The sequence below is a fragment of the Chamaesiphon sp. VAR_69_metabat_338 genome (assembly GCF_031423935.1).
In the GTDB taxonomy this organism is placed as follows: domain Bacteria; phylum Cyanobacteriota; class Cyanobacteriia; order Cyanobacteriales; family Chamaesiphonaceae; genus Chamaesiphon.
The window spans coordinates 1-5,724 of sequence record NZ_JANPGM010000696.1 but is presented as its reverse complement, the minus strand read 5'-3'; the positions used below and the strand labels follow the sequence as shown (position 1 = coordinate 5,724).

At 44.4% G+C, this 5,724-nt stretch carries 5 protein-coding genes and 1 pseudogene; 3 read left to right on the top strand and 3 right to left on the bottom strand.

Translation table 11 applies throughout. The annotated features are described in order from the left end of the window. Nucleotides 1–103: 103 nt before the first annotated feature. Entirely contained in the window at nucleotides 104–757 is a 654-nt protein-coding gene (plsY, locus tag RMO84_RS19470) for a glycerol-3-phosphate 1-O-acyltransferase PlsY (protein WP_310490093.1), read from the bottom strand. Between the two features lie 84 nt (nucleotides 758–841). Then, nucleotides 842–1,621 (bottom strand): TIGR01548 family HAD-type hydrolase, encoded by a 780-nt coding sequence (locus tag RMO84_RS19465; protein ID WP_310490092.1) that lies wholly within the window; start codon nucleotides 1,619–1,621, stop codon nucleotides 842–844. 336 nt (nucleotides 1,622–1,957) lie between these two features. On the opposite strand from RMO84_RS19465, the gene RMO84_RS19460 reads away from it, so the two are divergent. Further along, a complete protein-coding gene (locus RMO84_RS19460) occupies nucleotides 1,958–2,293 on the top strand; it encodes a 30S ribosomal protein PSRP-3 (RefSeq protein ID WP_310490091.1) in 336 nt (111 codons plus the stop codon). A 240-nt stretch (nucleotides 2,294–2,533) separates the two neighbouring features. Here RMO84_RS19460 and coaE read toward each other — a convergent pair whose 3' ends face one another. Continuing rightward, nucleotides 2,534–3,121, bottom strand: a complete 588-nt coding sequence (coaE, locus tag RMO84_RS19455; protein WP_310490090.1) for a dephospho-CoA kinase — start codon at nucleotides 3,119–3,121, stop codon at nucleotides 2,534–2,536. A gap of 541 nt (nucleotides 3,122–3,662) precedes the next feature. On the opposite strand from coaE, the gene RMO84_RS19450 reads away from it, so the two are divergent. Further along, a complete protein-coding gene (locus RMO84_RS19450; protein ID WP_310490089.1) occupies nucleotides 3,663–4,949 on the top strand; it encodes a DUF2252 domain-containing protein in 1,287 nt (428 codons plus the stop codon). Further along, nucleotides 4,925–5,724 (top strand): annotated as a pseudogene (locus RMO84_RS19445) (hypothetical protein); the annotation flags it as partial. The gene RMO84_RS19450 and the pseudogene RMO84_RS19445, both read left to right, overlap by 25 nt.

Below are 5,724 nucleotides of genomic sequence, written 5' to 3'. Positions count from 1 at the left end.
TTGTTTTAAAGCGATCGATATGTTGCGAAAATCATTAGCATAAACCCTTGATTTGAATCAACTTCTAGAAAATTCTTGTGGAGATTTAGTTCGATCGAACAGTCTAAGTACTGGGTGATTCTATTTTCTGACCTAATTTTGGTTCGGTGCCAGCAATAATTCGTTGAATATTGGCACTATGTCGCCAGACGACGTAGATGCCACCGACGATCGCAAAAATCACTGAAGGCAAAGGTCGCTCGCATAATAACATCCAAATTGTCACTGAAATTGCGCCCGCGATCGAACTAATCGAGACAATTCGACTAATCGCGATCGAAATGCCAAATACAACTATCGTCGCTAAGCCAACTTGCCACGACATCGCCAGTAAAACACCCACGCCCGTAGCAACAGATTTACCACCACCAAAGTTCAGCCAGATCGATTTACTATGTCCTAAAATCGCGCCGGTTGCAGCTAAAGGAATTAAATAAGCTTGCCAATCATTAGGTAATGTGGGAAATAAATTGAGTGTGAAAATCAGATTGGCGATCGTCACTGCTAATGCGCCTTTTAGTGCGTCGATTAATAAGACGATCGATCCGGGAACTTTGCCTAATGTTCGCAATACATTCGTCGCCCCTGTCGAACCCGAACCATGCTCGCGAATATCAATTCCCTGCAATAATTTTCCGGCTAAATATCCAGTCGGAAATGAACCGAGGAAGTATGCGAGGATAAAGATACCTGTAGCAACAATGATATTAATTAACATATCGATTTTAAATAAATCTCCTAAGTGGACATCTTAGTTTTAGCGGGAAAAGTGCCCGTTAGATTAAAATTGAATATCTAATGGCTATAACAAGTCATGAATAAGTGTGGGTGTCAATTCCAAAATATTGTCAATGACCCGAGCGGCACCTGCTTGGATTAAGCTTTCTGTGTAGGAACGCACTTGTGAGGGTTCGGCGAGAATGTGAGGTGGTAAGACTCCCACCCCGATTGTCTGTCGATCTGGTTGTTGGGTTCTGGCATTTACCACCGTGTGCATATCGGCGACTGTATCGCCAACATAGAAGATGGCTTCTCGTGCTGAGAGTTGATGGTTCGATTCTAATCGATCGACTACCATAAATAGTCCTTGGGGATCTGGTTTGCCGGGAGCGTCTTCCATTGCGACTAAAACGGGAGCCTGTAGCCCCAATCTGCGTTCTAAGATATAACTAGCGGAGCCTTTGGTGGCACCGCTAAAGAAGCCCCAACAACTACCAGCAGCAGTTAGAGAATTAAAGTATTCCAAATTTGCTAATAGTGGTTCATCGCAGATATATCCATTCCAATTGACTGGATCTGTCCCGCGATATTTGGTCTGAAAATAGGCCACAATATTTTCATAATCGAGATTAAGCGCAGAGCGAGTTTTGCCTTGACGCTCAAAATAGCGGTAGATCAGCTCTTGGGAGCCTTCCCAATCGTTATTCCAGATCCCTTCACTTTTGAGTTTGTCAATATCGATCGCGGTTGGCCGACAGGCACCAGTGGTAAACTGCTCGACTGTATCTGCTAATGCGCGACGATAAGAATTTCCTACGTCCCGAATGACTCCATCGATATCAAATACGACGATCGCACTCATTTTCGGTCGAACCTGTATAGTAATTAAAAATTTACCATATTCGCGCGAACTGTCGTTTGCCAAGCTGTGACCGTCACAAATCGCCTAAGCTGTTGAACATTTCGATCGCGTACTAGATTTCTTGAAAGCGGGGAGCGAAAAGTGCGGTCTTGGGGTTTCCCCAAGTAAAGCACCTTTTCAAGACAGCGGAGAGCGGGGAGCGGGGAAAGGACAAGTAAGTTAAATGATTAACAGCTTAGAGCAGAATTCTCTGCGCCGATCGCTTAAAGATTGGGAAGTCTCGATCGGTGTTGAGATGGTACAATAATGGATTGTGTGCCAACCTAGTAAGCAAATATGACCGAAACCATCACCGAAACGTTACCAGTAACAACATCTAAATTTATTTTAAAGGTGCTGTGGTTGGATGAGAACGTTGCCTTAGCAGTAGATCAAGTAGTTGGAAAAGGATTGAGTCCGCTCACTGCTTATTTTTTCTGGCCGCGCAATGATGCGTGGGAACAGCTCAAAGCTGAGTTAGAGGCCAAACACTGGATTGCCGAAGTCGATCGCGTAGGTATCCTCAATCAGGCTACTGAAGTCATTAACTATTGGCAAGAAGAAGGCAAAGGTCGTCCTTTACCCGAAGCTCAAGTCAAATTTCCCGAAATTATTTTCACTGGTAGTAACTAGTTACATCGGTTGGGTATGGGGCGAAATCCTGAGTCGTTCCCAGGAAATCGGGTATTTAGTGCATTTACCCCATTACCCGACTAGCCGGTTGTCAAGACAATCCGAATGTCATTCCAGCTATGCAACTTTCAAGGAAGCGACATTTAACGATCGCTAATTGTCTTTAGGCACTCTAAAAATTTACAATATTTCCAAAATTGAGTCAGACGAGATCGCATCGAGTATTCGATCGACCAAAATTTAGTGTTTGAGATTTAGATGTCGATCGATCTGTCGTTCTAGATGCTCTAGAGTTGTCGAGTTATCTAAATTAACATCTGCTAAAGCGATTTTTTCGGCGAGCGGCATTTGACTGTCGATGCGATTTTTTGCAGCCAATTCGTCGATGCGATCGCGTGTCATGACTCGATGTAATTGGGTGGGTAGATCGCAACTAACTACCCAAATCTCTGTAACTAGATCGGTAATTTTCGCTTCAAATAGCAAGGGAATTGCGAGTACGGCGGTAGCATCTGGTTGGAGCTGATTTATTTCTCGATCGAAGCAATCGCGGACATAGGGATGAATTTGCGATTCTAGCCATTGCCGCTCGGTAGGATTGCTAAAGACAATTGCACCCAACTGGGGTCGATCGAGTGTTCCATCCGGTTGTAAAATATCATCACCGTAATGTTGCCTAATTGCCTTTAAAATCGGCGAGCCAACTGCAACTGCTGCTCTAGCATAAATATCTGCATCCAAAATTGGTAAGCTATATCGTGTCTGCAAATAGTTAGTTACGGTACTTTTTCCCGTACCAATGCCACCAGTAATACCGATTAAGCGCATAAAATAATTGATAGTTGATAATTGATAATTGATAGTTGATAGTTGATAGAATAGCGTAGGGTGTGTTGTCTTGACGCATCGACCTGGAGGAAACCTCCAGGTCGATGCGTCGCTATCGCAAAGCGTAACGCACCGAAGAGAATAGCTATAAATAGTCGATCGTTAATACCTGTGTGGCTTCGATCGTAGCGTCAATTTAAATACAGCTCTTTCAATGCGATGCTTTGTAGCTCTCTCTAAGAGGCTGTTTGAAAAGTTATTTTTGACACCCGTAGTTGGTATGAATCCCCCTGTCTTGTCTCCCTTAACCGTCGGGAAACAAAGGCGAGCGGGAGCCGCTAAATCCCCCTTTTTAAGGGGGACTAAGAATCCGGTTCCTCCCTGCTTGGTGCAACTCATGCGGAGGGAACCTCCGCGTGGTTGCATCCGCTGTTTAAGGGGGCTAGGGGGATTTTCTAGGGTTTAGGCGTAACAAATTTAACTTTTCAAACACCCTCTAAGCATAATTGGTAAAATACATACAAAAATAGAAGTACTTTTTATGAACGATCGTTTAGTCGAGAAGGCAAATCGAAATGTTTGGGAATCGATTCGATCGTTCAATGCCCAGCGCGAACCAACTTTGGTAGCTCAAAAGTATGCGAAGATGCGGCAGAATGCTTTTGCCTTTTATCGCGGTACATGCCATCTATTTTATCAAGATTTACCGCGAGAGTCGAGTTTGAATCTTGCACCATCGGTATGGATCTGCGGCGACTTACATCTAGAAAACTTTGGTGCTTATAAGGGTGATGATGTACGATCGGAGCAGATTCGTCGCCAAATTTATTTTGGGATTAACGATTTTGATGAAGGTGTGCTCGCGCCTTGTACTTGGGATATTGCTCGCTTGTTGACGAGTATCTTATTAGCTGTCGAGAATCTATCATTCGATCGAGCTGATGGCGATCGATTAATCCAAGTTTGTCTGGATAGTTATACCGATACTTTGAGTGCTGGCAAAATCGAATCGATCGTCGAAGCTAATGCGCGGGGTATTGTTGGTGACTTGCTCAAAGCTTTGAGTCATCGCAAGCGGAGTGAGTTATTAACAGAACGGACTAAATTAATTAACGTTGGCGTAGCCTCTCCCGTGGAGAATCGTCGTCAGCTTCGATTCGACGATTGCAAAATACTGCCGCTCGATCGACAGCAGCGAATTAAAATTACTAATGCGATCGACGATTGGGCGAGAAATCGTGCGGATAAAGATTTTTTTGAAGTTCTAGATATTGGCTTTAGAGTAGCTGGTACGGGAAGTTTAGGACTCGATCGCTATCTGATTTTAGTTGAGGGTAAAGGTTCGCCCGATCGCAACTATTTACTCGATCTTAAACAACAGCAACCTTCAGCATTAATGCCATATCTGACGCAGCCGCAGCCACAATGGGCAAATCAGGCATTGCGAGTAATGCAGATCCAAAAATTAGTGCAACCAGCACCGCCAGCTTTACTAGCAGCGATCGAGTTTGATGGCGGTAGCTATTTATTAAGAGAACTTCAACCCACACAGGATAAACTCGAACTGAAAAGCGATCGCATCAGTTTACCTCAACTCGAAAAGCTCATCGAAACAATCGGTCGGATAGTGGCGTTTGCACATTTACACAGTAGTGGTAAGATGGGTGCGGCAATCGATCGAGAAGCGATTCTCTATTCGAGAGGCTACGCCAACGAATTTGGGCAAAATTTAGATTGGCATTCAGAAATCCTCAATTATGCCAGTAATTATGCCCGCCAAGTGCGGGTCGATTTTCGAGATTTTTGCAAGGCGACAAAAGATCTCTAAAATTAGGCACACCTCACTTCGATCTCGATGTAATTACCTGTCAAATCGATCGGCTCAATTTACAGTTAAGCATGAAATATCTGAGATTACTAATTGGGATCGGCGCGATCGCTTTATCCGCTTGTACGCGTACTAATCCGACAGCCTCGGTACCTGCGGCTGCACCTTCACCAGCTACGACTGCGCCGCCTACCAATCCTAACCCGCTGGTTAATTCCAATCCTGGCATCTCACCTACGCCAGCAAGTATTCCCGCACCAGCAACACCCACGACTGCGGCGGTTCCTACTGTTGTCCCATTACCGCCGAAGAATATGACACCTTTACAGGTGCCAGCTCAAGTTGGCGATTATCAGGTAATTGATGAGTTAAAGCAGCCGCAATTTATGGCGCAAAGTCGCAATATTTTGAAGCCTAGCAGTCTGCCAAATAGCAAGGTTAAGTTTAATGGTGCAGACTTATTAGTAGTTTTAAAAAGTACCCGTAAGTATTTTAGGAATCGCTTGGATAGCGATCCAGATCTTCAGCGGGAAGGAATCTTGGGAACCCAAGGGGTGAAAGTGGCTGATATTGTCAAAACTCTGGATTTTATGGTGTTGACTTTGCAGCAAGATCTCAAAGCTAAAAGACCGATCCGCCTCCAAGATCCGAAGTTTTTAAATACCAATTTTAAGGCGATCCAGTGGACGGCTTTTAATCCGACGATAACAGATGAAAAACGAGTACGGATGACTAAATATGCCGTATTTACCCATCGCGGTTCGCGAACGCCAAC